This is a genomic window from Desulfovibrio diazotrophicus (genome assembly GCF_902498985.2).
Classification (GTDB): Bacteria; Desulfobacterota; Desulfovibrionia; order Desulfovibrionales; family Desulfovibrionaceae; genus Desulfovibrio; species Desulfovibrio legallii.
The window spans coordinates 1331221-1350000 of record NZ_OX346397.1 but is presented as its reverse complement, the minus strand read 5'-3'; the positions used below and the strand labels follow the sequence as shown (position 1 = coordinate 1350000).

13 protein-coding genes, 2 rRNA genes and 1 riboswitch (1 of these 16 only partly in view) are annotated in these 18780 nt (G+C 61.0%); of the genes, 3 read left to right on the top strand and 12 right to left on the bottom strand.

Translation table 11 applies throughout. The features are described 5' to 3' along the window. Positions 1-1962: ribosomal RNA gene (locus tag J7I12_RS05810) — 23S ribosomal RNA — on the top strand (it extends 972 nt beyond the left edge of the window). A gap of 46 nt (positions 1963-2008) precedes the next feature. After that, a 5S ribosomal RNA gene (rrf, locus tag J7I12_RS05805) occupies positions 2009-2123 on the top strand. A gap of 225 nt (positions 2124-2348) precedes the next feature. Here the strand turns inward: rrf and J7I12_RS05800 are convergent. Then, a complete protein-coding gene (locus J7I12_RS05800) occupies positions 2349-2753 on the bottom strand; it encodes a VOC family protein (protein ID WP_118230508.1) in 405 nt (134 codons plus the stop codon). Between the two features lie 847 nt (positions 2754-3600). After that, complete coding sequence (locus tag J7I12_RS05795; RefSeq protein ID WP_118230507.1) at positions 3601-4092, bottom strand: rubrerythrin family protein; 492 nt, start codon at positions 4090-4092, stop codon at positions 3601-3603. A 182-nt stretch (positions 4093-4274) separates the two neighbouring features. Here J7I12_RS05795 and J7I12_RS05790 point away from each other — a divergent pair, with 182 nt between their 5' ends. Further along, positions 4275-4922 (top strand): YigZ family protein, encoded by a 648-nt coding sequence (locus J7I12_RS05790; protein ID WP_302413581.1) that lies wholly within the window; start codon positions 4275-4277, stop codon positions 4920-4922. 346 nt (positions 4923-5268) lie between these two features. Here the strand turns inward: J7I12_RS05790 and J7I12_RS05785 are convergent, their stop codons facing one another. The 10 genes from J7I12_RS05785 to J7I12_RS05740 form a co-directional block, all read right to left on the bottom strand. Continuing rightward, positions 5269-5991, bottom strand: a complete 723-nt coding sequence (locus J7I12_RS05785; RefSeq protein ID WP_118230506.1) for an ABC transporter ATP-binding protein — start codon at positions 5989-5991, stop codon at positions 5269-5271. After that, the gene (locus J7I12_RS05780) at positions 5991-6761 is read right to left on the bottom strand and encodes an ABC transporter ATP-binding protein (protein ID WP_118230522.1); all 771 of its coding nucleotides are present in this window, start codon (positions 6759-6761) and stop codon (positions 5991-5993) included. Before J7I12_RS05780 ends, J7I12_RS05785 begins: the two co-directional genes overlap by 1 nt. Positions 6762-6803: 42 nt before the next feature. Continuing rightward, positions 6804-7967, bottom strand: coding sequence for a branched-chain amino acid ABC transporter permease (locus J7I12_RS05775; protein WP_118230505.1), 1164 nt, complete (start codon positions 7965-7967; stop codon positions 6804-6806). 12 nt (positions 7968-7979) lie between these two features. Further along, positions 7980-8891 carry a branched-chain amino acid ABC transporter permease gene (locus J7I12_RS05770; protein WP_118230504.1) on the bottom strand — a complete coding sequence of 304 codons (912 nt, stop codon included), beginning with the start codon at positions 8889-8891 and terminating at the stop codon, positions 7980-7982. Positions 8892-9002: 111 nt separating this feature from the next. Further along, positions 9003-10172 (bottom strand): ABC transporter substrate-binding protein, encoded by a 1170-nt coding sequence (locus tag J7I12_RS05765; RefSeq protein WP_130958084.1) that lies wholly within the window; start codon positions 10170-10172, stop codon positions 9003-9005. Between the two features lie 709 nt (positions 10173-10881). Beyond that, positions 10882-13149, bottom strand: coding sequence for a 5-methyltetrahydropteroyltriglutamate--homocysteine S-methyltransferase (gene metE, locus J7I12_RS05760; protein ID WP_303193141.1), 2268 nt, complete (start codon positions 13147-13149; stop codon positions 10882-10884). Between the two features lie 156 nt (positions 13150-13305). Beyond that, a riboswitch (cobalamin riboswitch) is annotated at positions 13306-13539 on the bottom strand. 278 nt (positions 13540-13817) lie between these two features. Further along, positions 13818-15263: a tetratricopeptide repeat protein gene (locus J7I12_RS05755; protein ID WP_242621251.1), complete on the bottom strand. Its 1446-nt coding sequence runs from the start codon at positions 15261-15263 to the stop codon at positions 13818-13820. Positions 15264-15272: 9 nt separating this feature from the next. Beyond that, a complete protein-coding gene (locus J7I12_RS05750) occupies positions 15273-16502 on the bottom strand; it encodes a hypothetical protein (protein WP_130958082.1) in 1230 nt (409 codons plus the stop codon). 12 nt (positions 16503-16514) lie between these two features. Continuing rightward, on the bottom strand, positions 16515-18098 hold the full coding sequence (locus J7I12_RS05745; RefSeq protein WP_118230520.1) for an MBOAT family O-acyltransferase: 1584 nt from the start codon (positions 18096-18098) through the stop codon (positions 16515-16517). 341 nt (positions 18099-18439) lie between these two features. Next, positions 18440-18727 (bottom strand): integration host factor subunit alpha, encoded by a 288-nt coding sequence (locus tag J7I12_RS05740; RefSeq protein ID WP_118230499.1) that lies wholly within the window; start codon positions 18725-18727, stop codon positions 18440-18442. Positions 18728-18780 lie beyond the last annotated feature (53 nt).

Below are 18780 nucleotides of genomic sequence, written 5' to 3'. Positions count from 1 at the left end.
TACCACGGGAGTCAGACGGCGGGTGCTAAGGTTCGTCGTCGAGAGGGTAAGAGCCCAGATCAACAGCTAAGGCCTCCAAATCTATGCTCAGTGGTGAAGGTGGTGACGTTGTAGAGACACCCAGGACGTTGGCTTAGAAGCAGCCATCGTTTAAAGAAAGCGTAATAGCTCACTGGTCTAATGACGTTGCGCCGAAAATGTAACGGGGCTAAGCATAGTGCCGAAGCTTTGAATTCCGCGTATGCGGTCTGGTAGGGGAGCGTTCTTCATGGGCTGAAGGCGTGCTGTAAAGCACGTTGGACTGTGGAGAAGTGATTATGCTGACATGAGTAACGATAAAACGGGTGAAAAACCCGTTCGCCGTAAACCCAAGGTTTCCTGGGTAAAGGTAATCTTCCCAGGGTTAGTCGGCCCCTAAGGCGAGGCTGAAAGGCGTAGCTGATGGGAAACGAGTTAATATTCTCGTACTTGTGTGTCCGCGCGATGGAGGGACGCAGGAAGGTAAACGGTCCGGGTGTTGGTATACCCGGTGCAAGCAGGTAGGCGTGCAGCACAGGCAAATCCGTGCTGCTCTACGCTGAGACGCGAGTCCGTGGCCGCAAGGCCTGAAGCCGTTGAGCCTCTACTGCCTAGAAAAGCTCCTAAGTATAGGATACGCAAACCGTACTGCAAACCAACTCAGGTGGGTGGGATGAATAATCCAAGGCGCTCGAGAGAACTCTGGCCAAGGAACTCGGCAAAATAACCCCGTACCTTCGGAAGAAGGGGTGCTCTTTTGGGTAAAGTTGATTCACTTAACCAGCCCGAGGGAGCCGCAGAGAAATGGTGGTGGCGACTGTTTACTAAAAACATAGGTCTGTGCCAAGTCGTAAAGACGACGTATACGGACTGACGCCTGCCCGGTGCCGGAAGGTTAAAAGGAGGGGTCAGCGCAAGCGAAGCTCCGAATTGAAGCCCCGGTAAACGGCGGCCGTAACTATAACGGTCCTAAGGTAGCGAAATTCCTTGTCGGGTAAGTTCCGACCTGCACGAATGGCGTAACGATCTCCACACTGTCTCGGCCAGAGACTCGGTGAAATTGAAGTCGCGGTGAAAATGCCGTGTACCCGCAGAAAGACGGAAAGACCCTGTGCACCTTTACTATAGCTTGACATTGGGATTTGGACCAGCATGTGTAGGATAGGTGGGAGACTGTGAACCCTGTACGCTAGTATGGGGGGAGTCATTGTTGAAATACCACCCTTGTTTTTTCAGGTCCCTAACCCTCCACCGTGATCCGGTGAGGGAACAGTGTCTGGTGGGTAGTTTGACTGGGGCGGTCGCCTCCTAAAGAGTAACGGAGGCATGCAAAGGTTCCCTCAGGCTGATTGGAAACCAGCCGTCGAGTGCAAACGCAAAAGGGAGCTTGACTGCAAGAGAGACATCTCGAGCAGGTACGAAAGTAGGTGTTAGTGATCCGGTGGTCCCGTATGGAAGGGCCATCGCTCATTGGATAAAAGGTACGCCGGGGATAACAGGCTGATCGCATCCAAGAGTTCACATCGACGATGCGGTTTGGCACCTCGATGTCGGCTCATCACATCCTGGGGCTGAAGCAGGTCCCAAGGGTACGGCTGTTCGCCGTTTAAAGTGGTACGCGAGCTGGGTTTAAAACGTCGTGAGACAGTTTGGTCCCTATCTTCTGTGGGCGCTGGAGAATTGAAAGGGCCTGTCCCTAGTACGAGAGGACCGGGATGGACGCACCCCTGGTGGACCTGTTGTCGTGCCAACGGCACAGCAGGGTAGCTATGTGCGGAAGGGATAACCGCTGAAAGCATCTAAGCGGGAAGCCTGCCTTAAGATAAGTTCTCCCTGGAGCAATCCCTGAAGGGCCGAGGTAGACTACCTCGTCGATAGGCTGGAGGTGGAAGCGCCGCGAGGCGTGGAGCTGACCAGTACTAATAGCCCGTGCGGCTTGTTTGAAATCAACTTCCTTCCTTCCCTGTCAATTATATTTTTGACAAATTTCTTTGGTGACCATGGAGGAGAGGGTACACCCGAACCCATTCCGAACTCGGTAGTTAAGCTCTCCATCGCCGATGATACTGCATAACGTCATGTGGGAAAGTAGGCCGTCGCCAAAGATTGCTCATAAACGCCCCTCGCCGCTCAACAGCGCGAGGGGCGTTTGTTTTTGCGCGCTGTTCTCGTTGCGGTTGTGCGCTGTTCTCGTTGCGGTTGTGCGCGGTACTCGTTGCGGTTGTGCGCTGCCCGCGCACTGACCGGCTGTCCTTGCCCGTAAGCCGCCACCCGGCAACGGCTAAAGGCGACGTCATGTGGGAAAGTAGGCTGCGTAAAAATCCCGGCCGCTACCGCAAAAAGAGTTTTTTATTGCCATATAGCGCGCCCTGGCCAGCCCTGGCCCGTGCCCAGAGCTCGGCATCGGAAAGCGAGGTCTGGATAAGCTCCACCGGAACGCCGGCATCGTTAATTACCGCGACCCAGTAGTCATCAATGGGTTCATAGGGACCGAGGATGACCTCTTCACCCGCAATGGCCGCGTGCAGGTCGCTGACAGCAAAGGCCACATGCGGCAGTGTGCGCAGCAGGGGGTGCAAGGGCGAATCCGCATCAAATCTGTGCCATTGAATTTTGAATTTCCCAGGGTTGTCGGAAGTATACATGCCCGCCTGCGGGCTATAAAGTTCGTTGTCCCTGATTTCGTGGGTGGGAATGCCGGTGTGGTGAAAGGTATAGGTAATGCCGGGTTTCATTTGTCATTCTGCCTGGTTGTGTTAATAACAGATTCTTCGCCCACGCGCATGAGCCTTTGCCGCCGGAAAGCCGGATCGGGCGCAATGCCGGTGTGCGGCCCACGGAGGAAATGCCATCTGGACAAGGGGATTCTGCAACTTCCCCGGGGGCTCGGCAATGGGTGAAGTGGTCCCGGTTTATCCTGGCCGCACCAGGCATTTTGTTGGCGGTTTTCCCCGTATCAGACTGCTGTCACACTCGCTTGTTTGTGATAACGGTCCGGCAGAAATCTGTCTGGGCTGCCGTGTGGGCGGAGCCGGTTATAAACGTTGATCCCTTTGTCGGCGCCGCACGAGCTCCCGAGCCGGTTCACCAGCGTACAGACATGCGCATGCGCACTTGAGTGCGCGCCAACGTCGTTTGATTATTATGTTGTCCAGCTGCGACCACGACCAGCCATGGAGACTGCAACGCCCAGGGCCTTTCAAGTTTGAAATGCCTGGCGGTCGCGTAAGCAGACGCCCGTCGTGGCGGTGCAAGCACAATTTATTTTTGCGCTTAAGCGCCGGAACGAGCGTGCCATAAACTTTGAGACTACATATTTTTAAAGGTATTCGTCTTTACTAGAGCATTTAACACTTGAAATGCTCGCTTACGGCAGGCAAAAGCCTGCCTTCTTGCATTTCGTGGCAAGGATTTTCAAGAAAATCCTTGCAGAGCAGTTAGCTCATTTCATTCGCTAACTGCTCTAGGCCTCTCCCAAGCGGGGAGAACACAGCTAAAAGCCCCTCCCTGCCGGAGAGTTCTGGCAGAAAGGGGCGTTAGCACAATCAGGAATAAAAATCCTGCAGCACTGTCGGTGCGGGCTTAATCAACCTTAAAGAAAGCCGCCGCGCCGCCGCCACACACGGGACAGGCGTCACAGGGCCCTTCGTGGGTGTAGCCGCAGATCTTGCAGACGTAGTAGTCCGTAGCAGGCAGGCCACCGGGGTTCTCCAGCGCCTTTTTGTACAGCTCTGCATGCACGCCTTCCACCTCATTGGCAAAGCCGAAGTACTTGGCAATGGCGTTCTGGCCTTCGTCTTTGGCTTCCTTCACCATTTCTGGGTACATCTGGGTAAATTCGTACGTTTCACCCTCAATGGCGGACTTGAGATTGGCGGCGGTGTCGCCGATTTTGCCGGCATTGCGCAGGTGGGCGTGTGCGTGAACCGTCTCGGCGGCCGCAGCGGCGCGGAAAAGTTTGGCTACCTGGGGCAGGCCTTCCTTGTCCGCCACCTGGGCGAAAGCCAGGTACTTGCGGTTGGCCTGCGATTCGCCCGCGAAAGCCGCCATGAGATTGTCCTGCGTCTTGCTCATTGTCTTCTCCTTATTTGCTTAAGGTTGCTATTGATTGAGAACGATTCCTATTTAACGAAGAATATTCCGTTTGTAAAGCGTTTTCAGTAAAAAATTTATCGGCAGCGCCATTGCCATAATTTGCTGGCCCCGCTACAAAAAGACATGCTTTGCACTGCTTCCCATTGTTTCCGGGCCTGGGCATGAGCGCCTCTCGCAGCCGGTATCCCGTGCCTGCGGCTGCGCCAGACGCGCCCCACTGCACCGAGCTTGTCATTCGCCGCAGCCGTTTTTTGGCTCAAAGCGCGCATACGTCGGGGCCGACTGCGGCGCGGGCCTTTGTGGAGGCGCTGCGACGTCGCCACACCGATGCAACCCACAATTGCTGGGCCTATGTGGCGGGCCCGCCGGGGCATACGGCGCAGATCGGTTCTTCGGACGACGGCGAGCCCCACGGCACGGCCGGACGGCCCATGCTGCAGGTTTTGCTGCACAGTCCTGTGGGCGAAATCTGTGTCGTGGTCAGCCGCTGGTTTGGTGGCGTAAAGCTGGGCACGGGCGGTCTGGTGCGCGCCTACCAGGACAGCGTGCGGCAAAACCTGGAAAGTCTGGTCCTGTGTGAACGGGTACCGCAAATCCGGCTGATGGTGACCGTGGACTACGCTTGCCTGGACGCCCTGCGTCGTCTGCTGCCTGTCCATGAAGTAAGCATTGTGGACGAGGACTATGCCGTGGCGGCCAGCCTGACCCTGCGCTTGCCGGAGGAGCAGGAAAGCGCCTTCTGTGCCGCCCTGGCCGGTGTGAGCAACGGGGCGGCCATCTGCGTACGGACTGTGGATGCGGCCGACTGAACGCTTTTTCCCCGCCAAGACCTGCAGTTTCTTCCTGCCGGGCCACGACCGCCATAAACCTTGCGGCAGTACAAGACCCCTCAAAAAATACCGTTGCCGTGCAGCAACGCTGCAGCCTGCCCGTCAACATCACTATTGCGTGTTGCCCGGTGCGGAGCCCAGGCCTTTTGCAGAAAGCGTTGCGCGTGCCTTTGGTCAGCACAACCGTGTGGAGTGCGGTGCAAACGCAACATAATGCGGAAGGAAGAACGGTTGGGGGGCGAGAGCGCCGCACGCGCTGCGCCCCCGGCTCCGTCCCTGGCTTTGTCCTGGGCTGCCTTGCACGAACGGCTCTGGGTGTGTGTCCTCACGCCCCCAGATAGGCGGCCTTGATTTCCGGCGTGGCGGCCAGTTCGGCGGCGGTACCCGAAGCCACAATAGAACCCGTGTCCAGCACATAGCCCCGGTCGGCCACCTGCAGGGCCAGGCGGGCGTTCTGTTCCACCACCACCACGGTGAGGCCCTCGCTGTTGAGCTTTTTGAGGGTGCGGAACATGTCGTACATGAGCAGGGGCGAGAGCCCCATGGAGGGTTCGTCCAGCAGCAGCACGGAGCAGCGGGTCATGAGGGCGCGGCCCACGGCCAGCATCTGCTGTTCACCGCCCGAAAGCGTGTCGCTGCGCTGGTGCATGCGTTCGCGCAGGCGGGGAAACAGCTCAAACACGCGCTCCATATCCTTCTGGATATCGTCGTCCTTGCGGGTCCAGGTGGCAAGTTTGAGGTTTTCGTTCACCGTAAGATTGCCGAAGATGTGGCGTCCTTCAGGCACCAGGTCCATGCGTAGATGGGCCACCACATGGTGCGGCTCGGTCTTGAGAATGGAAGCGCCGTTGAAGCGGATGTCGCCGTTGAGCACTGTGGGCGATTCCGGCGGCGGCAGGCGCATAATGGCCTTGAGCGTGGTGGATTTTCCCGCGCCGTTGGCGCCGATAAGGGTGACAATTTCGCCCTTTTCCACATGAAAAGAGATGCCGTGAAGGGCTTCGATCTTGCCATAGCCGGCGTACAGATTTTCAACTTCCAACAGCATTATACGTTCTCGTCGCCCAGGTAGGCTTTGATGACTTCGGGGTTGGACTGGATTTCCTGCGGCGTGCCCTGGGCGATGGTCTTGCCAAATTCCACCACCATAATGTCCTGACACAAGGACATGACTACCTTCATCTGGTGTTCGATCATCCAGATGGCGATTTTGAATTCGTCGTAAATCCAGCGGATGTGCTTGATGAGCCCGTCCACGTCGGCAGAGTTGAGCCCCGCGGCCGGTTCGTCCAGCAAAAGCAGCTTGGGGTCGGTGGAAAGGGCGCGGGCCAGCTCCACCCGGCGCTGCAGGCCGTAGGGCAGGTTTTTGGGACATTCCTGGGCCACGTCGGTCAGCTCCATTATTTCAAGTATTTTCGCTGCTTTGTGGCGCACGCGCTGTTCTTCGCGGCCATAGCGCGCGTTGTTGCTCCAGACGTCCAGCAGGTTGTAGCCCAGGCGGGAGTACTGTGAAACGCAGATGTTGTCTGTCACGGTCATGTCGTTCCAGAGGCGGATATTCTGGAAGGTGCGGGCCATACCCATGGCTGTGACCTGGTGGGGCTCCAGCTTGTGGTTGTAAACGTGGCCGTCAAAGACGATCTGCCCCTCGGTGGGGTGGTAGAAGCCCGAGGCCAGGTTGAAGACCGTGGTTTTGCCCGCGCCGTTGGGGCCGATAAGGCCCACCAGGGTGTGGTCTTCAATGGCGATGGAAAAATCCGTCAGCGCGATAAGCCCGCCGAAGCGTTGCGTGACTTCTTTCATTTCAAACAGTGCCAAGGTCAGCTCCCGCAATAGTTGTCAGTGCGATGGGGAAGGGGGCTAGTCCGCCTTGCCGATAGTCAGCAGGCGCTTCAGCCGGGGAAAGGCCTGCGTCAGCTCCCTGTTGCCCAGAAGGCCTTCGGGGCGGAACTGCATGAGCAGGATAAGGATGAGGGGGATGATGACCCACTTCCATTCCTGGCTGATGACGAAGGAGTCCGGAACAAAGGGCACATGCTGCAGAACGTCGCTCAGGGCCGGCAGGGCAAAGCGCAGCAGCTCGATGAGCAGCGTGAACATGATGGCCGCCAGCACCGAACCGGAAAGGGAGCCCATGCCGCCCAGATAGACCATGACCATGGCTTCCGTGGACTTCATGATGCCAAAGCTGTTGGCGTAGATGGAGCTGAAGAGGTGGGCGTAGAGCGCCCCGGCCACCCCGGCGATGCCGGCCGAAACCATAAAGGCCGTGAGCTTCACCTTCTTGGTGTTGACGCTCATAATTTCCGCAGCCACCTCGTTCTGACAGACAGCAGGGATGCCCTTGCCCAGGGTGCTGTTGACCAGCCGGTAAAGCAGCATGACGCTGGCCATGACCGAGAGCACAATCCAGATCATCATCCAGGGGATGTCGGCCACGCGCTCCATGGCGCGCACGGCCCCGCGCATGCCGGAAAGGCCCCGCGGGCCGCCCACGGCGTCTATATTGATGATCAGCGCAATGATAATATAGTTGGCTGCGATAGTGATGATGGCCAGGTAGTCGTCACGGGTTTTGAAGGAGGGCAGCGCCACCAGCAGACCAAACAGCGCGGCCACCAGGCCCGCCACAGCCAGGACGCCGGGAAAGAGCAGGGGGGCCAGTTCCGGCGGCAGCAGGGGCGCGCCGAGCAGCTTGTTTTTGGTAAAGAGCAGGATGGTCAAAAGCCCGCCCACATAGGCCCCCACGCACATGAAGCCCGCGTGCCCACAGGAAAATTCGCCCATATAGCCGTTGACCAGGTTGAGACTGGCGGCAAAAATGACGTTGAGGCCCATGAACTTGATGACTGAAAGCCAGTAGCCGTCAATCCAGGAAAAGTATTCGGCCAGCACCAGTAACGTGCCGCCCAGAAGGAAAATGAGGCAGTCGATCTTTTTCTGCCGCAGGGCGCGTTTGACGGCGTAACCGAAGCAGAGCACGGCAAGGATCAGAAGAGCCGCTTGTACAAACACTGTCAGCATCGGACGCTCCGGCTAGATTTTGGTCGTCTGCGGCATGCCGAAAATACCCGTGGGCCGCACCCACAGGATCAGCAGCAGAATGGTGAATGAAAACAAATCCATATAGGTGGAAGGCAAAAAGGCCACCACCATAATTTCCACAAAGGCCAGGAGGAAACCGCCCACAAAGGCCCCGCGGATGTCGCCTATGCCGCCCACCACGGCGGCGATAAAGGCCTTCCAGCCCAACATGGCCCCCATGTAGGGCTCCAGATTGGGGTAGCACATGGCAAAGAGCATGCCCCCCAAGCCCGCAATGCCCGATCCCAGTACAAAGGTCACCACAATGACGCTGTCCAGGGGGATGCCCATGAGCGGCAGGGCGAAGCGGTCCCAGGAAACGGCCCGCATGGCCATGCCCACCTTGGTGCGCGTGACCACGGTCTGCAGCAGTGCAAAGACCACAATGGCGGCCAGGATGACCCAGAGCTTGAGGTTGGTGACCACCAGGGGCCCGATGGAGTAGACGACCTTATCCACCAGATCGGGCAGCTTGCGCTTGGTGGCGCCCAGAAGGGCCAGGTTGCCGTTTTCCAGAATCAGACCGCACATGAGGGCCGTGATGACCACATACAGGCGGTGCGCCCCCTTGCGCCGCAGGGGCCGGTAGGCGATGCGCTCCAGAGTGACGCCCACCAGGGCCGTGAGCAGCATGGTCAGCACAATGGTCAGCCACAGGGTGACGGGCTTGGAGAGGCCTATGGCCGGTGAGAGCAGATAGGTGGCGACGAAGAAGGAAATATACGCGCCTACCATAAAGATGTCGCCGTGGGCGAAGTTGATGAGGCGCAGTACGCCGTACACCAGCGTGTAGCCCAAGGCGATGAGGGCATAAAAGCTGCCCCACTGCAGGGCGTTGAGCATTTGTTGCAGCAGAAAATCCATGGCATCCCCATTGGACTGGCGGTTGGAAGCGGCGGTGCGGCAGGGGGCCCCCGCCGTTGCAATGCAGCGCGGCCCGCCGGGGCGGGCCGCGCTTGAGTGCTGGCTGAAAGGTTATTTGGGGCAGACCGATTCCACAAAGGCAAAGGAGCCTTTGTCCGTTACGCGCACGATAACCGCGCACTTGATGGGGTCGCGGTTGGCGTCAAACTTCATGCTGCCGGTGATGCCGTCGAATTTGGCCATGTTGGCCATGTTGTCGCGGATGATCTTACGCTCTTTTTTCAGGTCCGGGTCAATCTTGCCGGCCTGCTGGATGGCGTTGAGCACGATATTAATGGAATCCCAGGTAAGGGCGGCCACATCGTCCGGCACATAGCCGTATTTAGCCTGGTATTTGTCGATAAATTCCTTGGTCTTGCCCGTAGCTCCTTCAGCCGTGTAGTGGGTGGAGAAGTACTGGCCCACACAGTCTTTGCCGCAGAGGTTAAAGAGCTCGGCCGAACCCCAGGCGTCGGAGCCCATGAAGGGGCCCTTGTAGCCCAGGTCACGAGCCTGCGGCACAATGAGGGCCGCGAAGCTGTAGTTCTCCGGCACAAAGATGAAATCGGGCTTGGCCGCGATGACCTTGGTGAGCTGGGCGGAAAAGTCCTGGTCCTTGGGGCCGTGGGATTCCATAGCCACCACAGAGCCCTTGCCGTGCACCTTTTCAAAGGCTTCCTTGAAGTTGTCGGCCAGACCTTTGGAGTAGTCGTTGGAAACCTCAAAGACCACGGCGGCCTTTTTGGCCTTGAAGGTCTTGGAGGCAAAGTCCACGGCCACCGGAGCCTGGAAGGGATCAAGGAAGGCTCCGCGGAAGACCCAGGGGCGGTCTTTGGTGGCTTCCGGGTTGGTGGACCAGGGGGTGATCAGGGGCACTTCCTCGTCGTTGGCCACGCCGCCGGCGGGCACGGCCTGCCGGGAGGACTGCGGGCCCACAATGGCCAGCACCTTGTCACGCTCAATGAGCTTAAGGGTGACGTTGACGGCTGATTCGGGTTTGGATTCATTGTCTTCGTAAATGAAATCCAGGGGGTACTTCTTGTCGCCCACCTGCAGGCCGCCTTTGGCGTTGATTTCTTCCTTCAGCATTTCGGCGGCGTACTTGGAGCCCTCGCCCACCTTGGGGATTTCACCCGTGAGGGGGATGGGGAAACCGATTTTGATGGGCGCTTCTGCGGCAATGGCCGCATGCCCCACAAACAGGGACAGGGCGCAGGCAGTGGCAACTTGCAACAACTTCATGAAGGCCTCCCGATTGTTTTGACGGACACGGTATAAACAGTATTCCCTACCACAAGACAGCCTACAGCAAAAAGTATTCCGAACTAATAACTACGGAAAAAAATTAAAGAAATTGTCTGCCAGCCCTTGCCAAAAAACACATTTTGGTAACTTCGCCTCAAGAAAGTCTACCGAAAAGTTGGAAATATGCCAGAAACAAGTGTCCTTTTCTTTTGTCATAAAGCGCAATGCAAGTCAATTTTTCTGGGGAGGAACTGGATGCGTTTCGGGTTTTTTTCTACGTACAGCGCAGCCCTGAAAGGCTTGGGCGGAGAGGATGCAGGCCCCTTGGGGCCGCCGGCGTGGCGGTTTGGGCCTGCGTGCCGGGGAAGGGCTGCGCAGAGCGCACCTGGCGGCTGTTCGGAAAAAATCCGGCTTCCGACTGGGGAGGCGGCAAAAAAATTTGGACCTGCCCCACAGCAACGCTTGTGGCGTATCTGTAGAGGGAAGAAGCGTAAAAAAGACGTCCCGCCACAGGCCGGGTAGGACGGCATGGGGCGGGACGTGGTGTTCTTCGGCACGCTTGTCTGAAACAAACGACATAAATGTCGATTTTAACAGAGCTGTACGGCCGGGAAAGGGCTGCTTTGTTATTTTATTGATTTATATCAACATAGTATAGAAGATATAATTCTTTACGGAACGGTAGCTTTTCTGAGCCCGCGGGGCTTCAACCCAGTTCCGCCCGCACTTGCCGCGCGGCGGCCACCATGTGCTGCAGGGCGGGCCAGGCTTCTTCCCAGCGGCGGGTCTTGAGCCCGCAATCCGGATTGACCCAGAGCCGCTCTTTGGGGATGTGGCGCAGGGCAAGACGCAGCAGACCAGCTATTTCTTCCGTGTCCGGCACGCGCGGGCTGTGGATGTCGTACACGCCAGGGCCCACTTGGTTTCTGTAGTCGTAGCGGGCAAAGGCGTCCAGCAGTTCCATGCCGCTGCGGCTGGATTCGATGCTGATGACGTCCGCATCCATGCGGGCAATGGCCGGCAAAATGGCGTTGAACTCGCTGTAGCACATGTGACTGTGGATCTGGGTGGCCGGGGCCGCGCCGCACGAAGCCAGCAGAAAGGCGTCCACGGCCCATTGCAGGTAGACTGCGGCGTCGGCGCTGTTGCCGGGCATGCCTTCCCGCAAGGCGGCCTCGTCGATCTGGATGATTCGGATGCCCGCCGCCTCCAGGTCGGCCACCTCGTCGCGCAGGGCCAGGGCTATCTGGCGGCAGACCTGGTCACGGGGCAGGTCGTCGCGCACAAAACTCCAGCACAGAATGGTCACGGGGCCGGTGAGCATGCCCTTCATGGGCTTGCTGGTCAGGGACTGGGCGTAGGTGGACCAGCTCACAGTCATGGGAGCCTTGCGGTAGATGTCGCCGTAGATAACCGGCGGTTTAACGCAGCGGCTGCCGTAGCTCTGCACCCAGCCGTTCTGGGTAAAGCAGAAGCCCCCTAACTGTTGGCCGAAGTATTCCACCATGTCGTTGCGTTCCGCCTCGCCGTGCACCAGTACGTCCAGGCCCAGTTCTTCCTGTTTGCGGATGCAGTGGGCGATTTCGGCGCGGATGGCGGCCTCGTAAGCCTCTGGGTTTATTTCTCCCCGTTTCCAGGCCCGGCGCGTCTGGCGGATAGCGGCAGTCTGCGGAAAGGATCCGATGGTGGTGGTGGGCAGAAGGGGCAGCCTGAGCCAGGCCGCCTGCGCCGCGCGGCGTTCCGGTGCGGGCGCGGCCCGGCGCAGCATGTCCGGAGTCACGGCGGCGGCCCGTTCCCGCACGGCGGGCAATACGGCTTCGGGATGTGCCCGCCATTGCCGCAGCACGGCGGCGTTGGCCGCCAGCAGATCTGCGCCCCGGCCCACGGCCACGGCTTTAAGCTCAGAAAGTTCCGTGCACTTCTGCACAGCAAAGGCCAGCCGGTCGCGCACCTGCGGGGGCAGAGCCATTTCGTCCGTGGCGTCCACGGGGCAGTGCAGCAGTGAGCAGGAGGAGCCCAGCAGCACGCGCTCCGGTCCCAAGGCGCTTGCGACCCGTTCCAGCGGGGCGGCGGCGCGGGCGTAATCGGTCTTCCAGATGTTGCGGCCGTCCACCAGGCCTAGGGAGAGGGTCATGTTTTCGGGCAGGCCGGCCAGCACGGGTTCCAGCTGGCCGGGGCCGCGCGTCAGGTCCAGGTGCAGGGCGGCGCAGCCGCTGCCCAGGGCCAGGGGCAGGTGGCGGGTCAGGGGGCCGAAGTAGGTGGTCAGCAGGATTTTGTCCGGCGCGGCGGTGTTGAGTGCGGCGTAGGCGTTCTTGAAAAGATCGGCGGCGCGTGCGGGCAGAAGTTCCGTGCAGAGCACGGGTTCCTCCACCTGGATCAAGGGGCAGAGCGGGGCCAGTTGCCGCAGCAGCGCCGCATAGACGGGCAAAATGCGTTCCAGCAGGGCCCAGGGGTCCGTGCCCTGCCGTGCCTTGCCCAAAGCCAGCCAGGTAAAGGGGCCGATAAGGGCCGCCTTGGGCGTGAAACCCAGCGCGCGGGCCCGGCGCACGGATTCCAGCACGGGGTGCGCGCCCGGCGTCCAGGGGGTATCAGCTTCCAGTTCCGGGGTCAGGTAGTGGTAGTTGGTGTCAAACCACTTGGTCATTTCCAGAGCCGGAAGGTTGCGTCCCGCGTGGCCGCGCGCCAGGGCGAAGTAGCGGTCCAAGGGCGCGTCCTCCGCGCAGGGCGCAAAGCGGGCGGGCAGGGCGCCGAGCATGAGGGTCGTGTCCAGCATGCGGTCATAGAACGAAAAATCGCCGCAGACTACCATATCCAGCCCGGCGGCCTGCTGGATGCCCCAATGGCGGGCTTCCAGGTCGCGACGTACGGCGTCAAGGGCTGCGGCGTCCGACTGGCCTTGCCAGAAGGATTCCAGGGCGCGTTTGAGTTCACGCGCTTTGCCGATGGAGGGAAAACCGAGGATGTGGGTTCGCATGGAAGATCCTTTCAGACTTGCGGCGGGGGCCGTGCGGCCCACGCGGCGGTGAAAGGCAGTCCACGTCACGCAGACCCGCGAAAAACCCTTTTCGCGGGCGGGGGCTCGTGCCTGTACGCGAGACAGTGCTGCCGCGCCGCCGGGGCGCGACAAGCCCAGGCGGCCATGTGACAAGGCGTCTCCTGGCTTCCGGCCCCGGCGCACGGCATTTGGCCGTGCGCATTCCGCGCGGGTGACGCCGAGGGCGCCGCGTGCGCGGAAGCGTCGCTCCTTCCCGCCGGCAGGCAGCAGTGGCGCGGCGCGGGGTGTGCCGGTTACAGTGGCGCGCCCGCAACGGATTTGCACCGTTTTCCGTTTCTTATCACAATATCCGGATAAATTGATATAGTTTTGGCGCGCTGTTGTCAAGCGTGATCTGCCCCGGCGCAGCGTTTGTCCGGGGCGGCGAGAGCAGTTAGCGAATGAAATGAGCTAACTGCTCTGCAAGGATTTTCTTGAAAATCCTTGCCACGAAATGCGAGAAGGCTGGCTTTTGCCTGCCGTAAGCGAGCATTTCAAGTGTTAAATGCTCTAGCTGGGGTCGCAGAATCGGGCGGGGTTTTGGCAGGGGCTGCGCGTGGGCGCTGCCGGTTGGCCCTCGTGGGGCGAGTCCGACTCTGGCAAAGGCGTCAGTCCTGCCGGGTCAGGTGGTAGACTTTGGGCACCATGTACATGAGGCTCATGAGCCGGCGGGCGGGTTCGTAGCGGGTGGCCACCACCACCGTGCCCAGGTTCCAGAGCTGGGCGTCCTCCCCTTCGCTGGCCGAGGGCTGTCCCATGCGTTGGCTGACCATGCTGACAATCTGTCTGGCGGTTTTTTTGTTGGGGGCCAGGTAGTCCAGCTCCAGAAAACCCAGGGGGGCCGGGTCGCCGGGGCCATAGCATACGGCCAGCTGCGACGCGCCGGGGGCCACCCGTTCGGCGGCGTAGATATCGCAGATATGGGCGTCGTCTTCGCGTTTGGGTGTTGCGCCCGCGCGGCGCAGGGCGTCGCGTACGGTCGGGCGGTCTGTGGCGTCCAGGCGCAGGCCAAAAAGTACGGCGGCCGGGCGCGCAGGCTCTTCAGCGGCCATTTCCTCCAGGGCGCGCACGGCCCCGGCCTCGCCCTGCATGGCTGCGGCGTAGAGCAGGAGGGTGGCCCGCATACGGTTTTGGGGCACCCCCAGCCCCGCGCGATAGAACTGACCGAGTCGGGAAAGGGCCTCGGTCTGCTGCTGGGCCGCCGCCCGGCTGTACCAGGCTGCGGCAGCCTTGAGGTCTTTGGGCACGCCGCGTCCCAGTTCGTAAAGCATGCCCAGATTGTACTGGGCCACGGGCTGGCCCTTGCGGGCGGCCAGGTCAAACCAGCGGGCGGCTTCTTCGGGATTGGCGGGAATGCCCCGCCCCTGTTCCAGCACGCGACCGTAGTTGCTCATGCCTGCGGGATCGCCGGTTTTGGCGGACTGCGCAAACCAGTGCAGGGCGCGGCCTGTATCCGGTTCCACTCCCTGTCCCTGATCGTAGAGGACGCCAAGATTGTTCATGGCCAGACCGTCGCCGGCGGCGGCCAGATTTTCCCAGATGCGGCGGGCCGTGGCGTAGTCGCCTTCGGCATAGGCCTGTACGGCCTTTTGGGCTGGGGTGGCGGGGGCCTCTTTGGGTTCTTTGACCTGAGCGCCCGCGCCCACGGCTCCCGCTGTGCCCGCGGCGGCAGCGGCGGCTTTGTTCTGCTTTCGTCCCTGGGAGCGCTTTTTGGTGCCCTTGGGTCTTGTGGGCTGGGTCGGGGTTTGCAGGGCCACGGCGCGGGGCGCAGTGGGGCCGGATACGGCGGCCGGGGCTGTCTGACCGGGCGCGTCGGGAGCCGTGGGCGTGGCGACGTTTGCCCTTTGCGGCGTGGCGGGAGCGCCAGGGGCGGCGGTTGCGGGCGCGCGGGGCGCGGGCACGGCCGGGGAGGCCAGTGTGGGCTGGGCGACAGCGGGCGCGGTCAGCGCCGGAGCGGCGTGCGGGGTCATGACCAGGGCGGCGGTCAGGGCAACGGTCAAGACCAGAGCCGTAACCGGCAGGTGGTCCTTCGTAGCGTGATGGAGCAACCGCATGGCGTGTCTCTAGCGCCGTTTGGGGCAGTCAGAACGCATAAAGTCCACCTCGGGCCGGTCCGTAAGGCGAGGGTCCGGCACCAGAGCATGGCCGCGCCAGTCGCGGATGACGGCGTTGATCTTGTCCATATCCACATAGGCCAGCAGGCTGGACCAGCGATCGGCCATATCCCGCAGAATGCGGGCGTAGACCACCTCGCCGCCGTGGAAGCCGTCCACAAATTCGCAGTCCGTGGCGGCAAAGGTGCGCGGGTCTGTAAAGTCCATGACTTCGATGCCGCGGGCCAGCAGGGCGTCGCGCAGGCGGAAAAGGTGGGGGTAATCCTCCTCGCGGGCGCGCAGGGCGTCCAGAGCCGTTATCGAGAGGGGCGCGATGAAGACGTAGGTGGCGATGCCGCGGGCTTTGAGCCGGCAGTAGATTTCGGCAAAGGCGTCCAGATGGGCCGTGCTGATGCCGCCCACATCGCGGCTGTCCTTGAGGGGCGGCGAAGGCGCAAAGGCCTTGATGCCGTAGCGCACCTGCTTGAGCGTGTCTTCAAAACGGTAGTCAAAGGGGCGTTTCTGCCCGGTGATTTCGCCCGTGTAGTACCAGGAGCCGTCAGAGCCGAAGCCATCGTCGGTCTGCTGGGCCATGATGCCGTAGCGGTCATCACGGAAGCCGCCCAGGGAGCGCGGCAGCACGGGGCCCAGCAGGTCGCGCCAGGAGATTTTGCCTTCCAGAAGCCAGGTCCAGGGCTTTTTGAGACTGTCCAGATTGTAGCCATAGGAACCGCTGGTGGGGGGCTCTTCCTTAAAAGGGTCGGGATTCCACCGGGGCATGAACCACCAGAAATCCAGGCCCAGAATGACGGCTTCGGGCCGGTGCAGGCGCAGCATGGCGTCCAGCGTGGAGCGGAGCACGGGCAAATTGCCCGCCGTGCCGCCCACATTGAGGAAGGGGCGGCGGAAATAGGCCCCCCGGAACTGCATGACCCGCGAGGAGCCCAGGGCCACCACCTGCGGCTTGACGGCGGCATAGAGCTGGAGTTTGTAGTCCACAAAGTCCTGGGAAACGCCCGAACCGAACAGGGCAAAACGCCCGGCGGCCTGATTTTTTACAGCGCGTTCCACGGCCAGGTCGCCGCTGCTGTGCAGCCACCAACAGGTGTAGGGCACGACCAGCAGGCAGGCGGCCAGCACCAGACCCAGCAACAGGGCAAAAAAACGTTTGAGAAAGGCGGCCTCGGTAAGCAATCTCATGGTGCGGCGCCCCTAGAATTGGAAGTAGAGAAAGGTGGCCTTGCGCGAAACCAGAATAAGCGCGGCAAAAGCCAGCACGGCCAACCCTGCGGCCCAGCCGGCAGAAGGCCGCCAGGCTGGACGGGGCAAGGAGCCGTCGCGGCGGCCGTGAAGCATCTCGCCGCTGTTGGGAAAGGCCCAGACCAGCACAAAACAGAGCAGCAGCATGACCAGGGGCAGCCAGCCCTGAAAGTAATTGTTGGGCAGCCAGCGCGCCGTCACGGCCGCCAGCCCCGTGAGCCCCGTCAGGTCTGGATCCAGCCCGGCGGCGGCGCGGGTAAAGGGGCCACGGAACATGGCCGTGTAAACGCGCCCGGCCCCTTCCAGGCTTACGGCGCGGAAAATCACCCAGCAGAAATTGAGGCAGAAAAAGGTCACTGCAATGCAGCAGACCCGCAGGGGCGGCGAGGCCATGATCCGTTCCAGGGGCCGTCCTTTAATGCGTGCGCGGAAGAAATGGTTGACGCTCAGCATGGCCCCGTGCAGCGCGCCCCAGATAATGAAGGTCCAGCCCGCTCCGTGCCAGGCCCCGCCGATAAGCATGGTCAGGAAGAGGTTGCGGTACTGCTTGAGTTTGCCGTGGCGGTTGCCGCCCAGGGGAATGTAGAGAAAATCGCGCAGCCATGCGCCCAGCGTAATGTGCCAGCGCCGCCAGAAGTCCACGATGCCCGTGGATTTGTAGGGGGAGTCGAAGTTTTCCGGCAGGCGCAGGCCCAGCATAAGGCCCAGACCCAGGGCCATATCCGTATAGCCGGAAAAGTCGAAATAGAGCTGAAAGGTATAGCAGAGCGAGCCCAGCCAGGCTTCGGCCCCGCTTAAGGGAAAGCCCTTTTCCGCCGCGTTGAACACGGCGTCGGCCCAGAGGGCCAGGGTGTCGGCCAAGAGCGCTTTTTTGACCAGCCCCAGGGTGAACAGGCTGAAGCCCCTGGCCAGACCTTCGGCCGTAGAGCCGTGCAGAGCGTCCAGCTGCGGCCCCAGCTGTTCATAGCGCACGATGGGGCCGGAAATGACATAGGGAAAGCAGGAGGAAAACAGCAAGTGCCGTCCCAGACCGGCGGGCCGCACCTGCCCCCGGTAGACGCTTACCAGCCAGGCAATCTGGATGAAGGTATAGAATGAAATGCCGAGGGGCAGGCCCGGCGGCGTGAACTGCCATTGCACATGCAGCAGAGCAGCCAGGTTGTGGGCGAAAAAGCCCGAATACTTGAACCAGAGCAGGGGCAGCAGGTTGCAGATCAAGGCTGTGACCAGCAGCGCCCGACGGCTCAGGTGGCAACGCGGGCAGGCGGCGGGGCCGTCCCCTGTGGAGCAGGCGGCCGCAGGGTCGTCCTCCTGGGGCGCGGGGGCAGGCGCAAGAGCCTGGGCAAACATGTAGTTCATGCCCAGGATGACCGCCAGCAGCACCAGAAAGGGCAGGCCCCAAAGCCCGTAAAAGACCACGGAAAACAGCAGCAGAACAAGTCCCAGGCGGGCCGGCGCGTAGGTTGCCGCCAGCCGCCAGCTGACCAGCAGAAGCGGTAGAAAAAGCAGGAGAAAACTGTAGGAATTAAAAAGCATGCGCGTCTCCCGTGAAGGGGTCCGGCGGTTAGGGGCCGGGAAAGCGGCAAAACCGGCCTGTAGCGCGGCGCGGGAATCCGTGCAGACGGCGGACAGGTCCGTGGCGTTGCCGGTCAACTATGATTAAGCGCTGCTCCGTGCGGGCGGCAGGCAGAATCTAAAGCATTTTGCATCCCCCCGCCCCCCGCAACGGGAGAGGACCACGTCCGGGCCTCGTGGGCACAGGCGCAAGTCCAAACACACGTCAGCCCAACGGACGTCCGTTGCCGTAGGCGCAGCAAACGGAAAGCCGCCGCAGGCGACGCGGAGGGCGGCGGGGCCGCCGTCTCCCGATCCGGAGATCAGGAGTTCAGTTCCGCGCGGAATTTGCGGGAAAGCCGAAAGACCATGACCTTGCGCGGGGGCAGGGTGATGGTTTCGTCGGTTTTGGGGTTGCGGCCTTTGCGGGAGGCCTTGTCATAACATTCAAACTTGCCAAAGCCGCTGATAAGCAGGGCGCGGTCTTTTTTGATGGCGCCCTTCATGATGTCCAGCAGTTTTTCCACCACGTTTTTGACGTCAACGCGGTTTTTGTCCGTTTCTTCGTAAATGGCCTCCACGATGTCCGCTTTGGTCAGGGTTTTTTTCATAGGGGTCCTCCGGCGCAGAGCGCGCGGGTTGGGCTGTCCGGATACAGCCGCTT

Coding starts and splice junctions, on each gene's coding strand:
- J7I12_RS05795 (WP_118230507.1), bottom strand. CDS start 4,092: ATGAGCAAGACGCAGGACAATCTCATGGCGGCTTTCGCGGGCGAATCG.
- J7I12_RS05750 (WP_130958082.1), bottom strand. CDS start 16,502: ATGAGATTGCTTACCGAGGCCGCCTTTCTCAAACGTTTTTTTGCCCTG.
- metE (WP_303193141.1), bottom strand. CDS start 13,149: ATGCGAACCCACATCCTCGGTTTTCCCTCCATCGGCAAAGCGCGTGAA.
- J7I12_RS05770 (WP_118230504.1), bottom strand. CDS start 8,891: ATGGATTTTCTGCTGCAACAAATGCTCAACGCCCTGCAGTGGGGCAGC.
- J7I12_RS05765 (WP_130958084.1), bottom strand. CDS start 10,172: ATGAAGTTGTTGCAAGTTGCCACTGCCTGCGCCCTGTCCCTGTTTGTG.
- J7I12_RS05745 (WP_118230520.1), bottom strand. CDS start 18,098: ATGCTTTTTAATTCCTACAGTTTTCTCCTGCTTTTTCTACCGCTTCTG.
- J7I12_RS05785 (WP_118230506.1), bottom strand. CDS start 5,991: ATGCTGTTGGAAGTTGAAAATCTGTACGCCGGCTATGGCAAGATCGAA.
- J7I12_RS05775 (WP_118230505.1), bottom strand. CDS start 7,967: ATGCTGACAGTGTTTGTACAAGCGGCTCTTCTGATCCTTGCCGTGCTC.
- J7I12_RS05790 (WP_302413581.1), top strand. CDS start 4,275: ATGAGCGCCTCTCGCAGCCGGTATCCCGTGCCTGCGGCTGCGCCAGAC.
- J7I12_RS05740 (WP_118230499.1), bottom strand. CDS start 18,727: ATGAAAAAAACCCTGACCAAAGCGGACATCGTGGAGGCCATTTACGAA.
- J7I12_RS05800 (WP_118230508.1), bottom strand. CDS start 2,753: ATGAAACCCGGCATTACCTATACCTTTCACCACACCGGCATTCCCACC.
- J7I12_RS05755 (WP_242621251.1), bottom strand. CDS start 15,263: ATGCGGTTGCTCCATCACGCTACGAAGGACCACCTGCCGGTTACGGCT.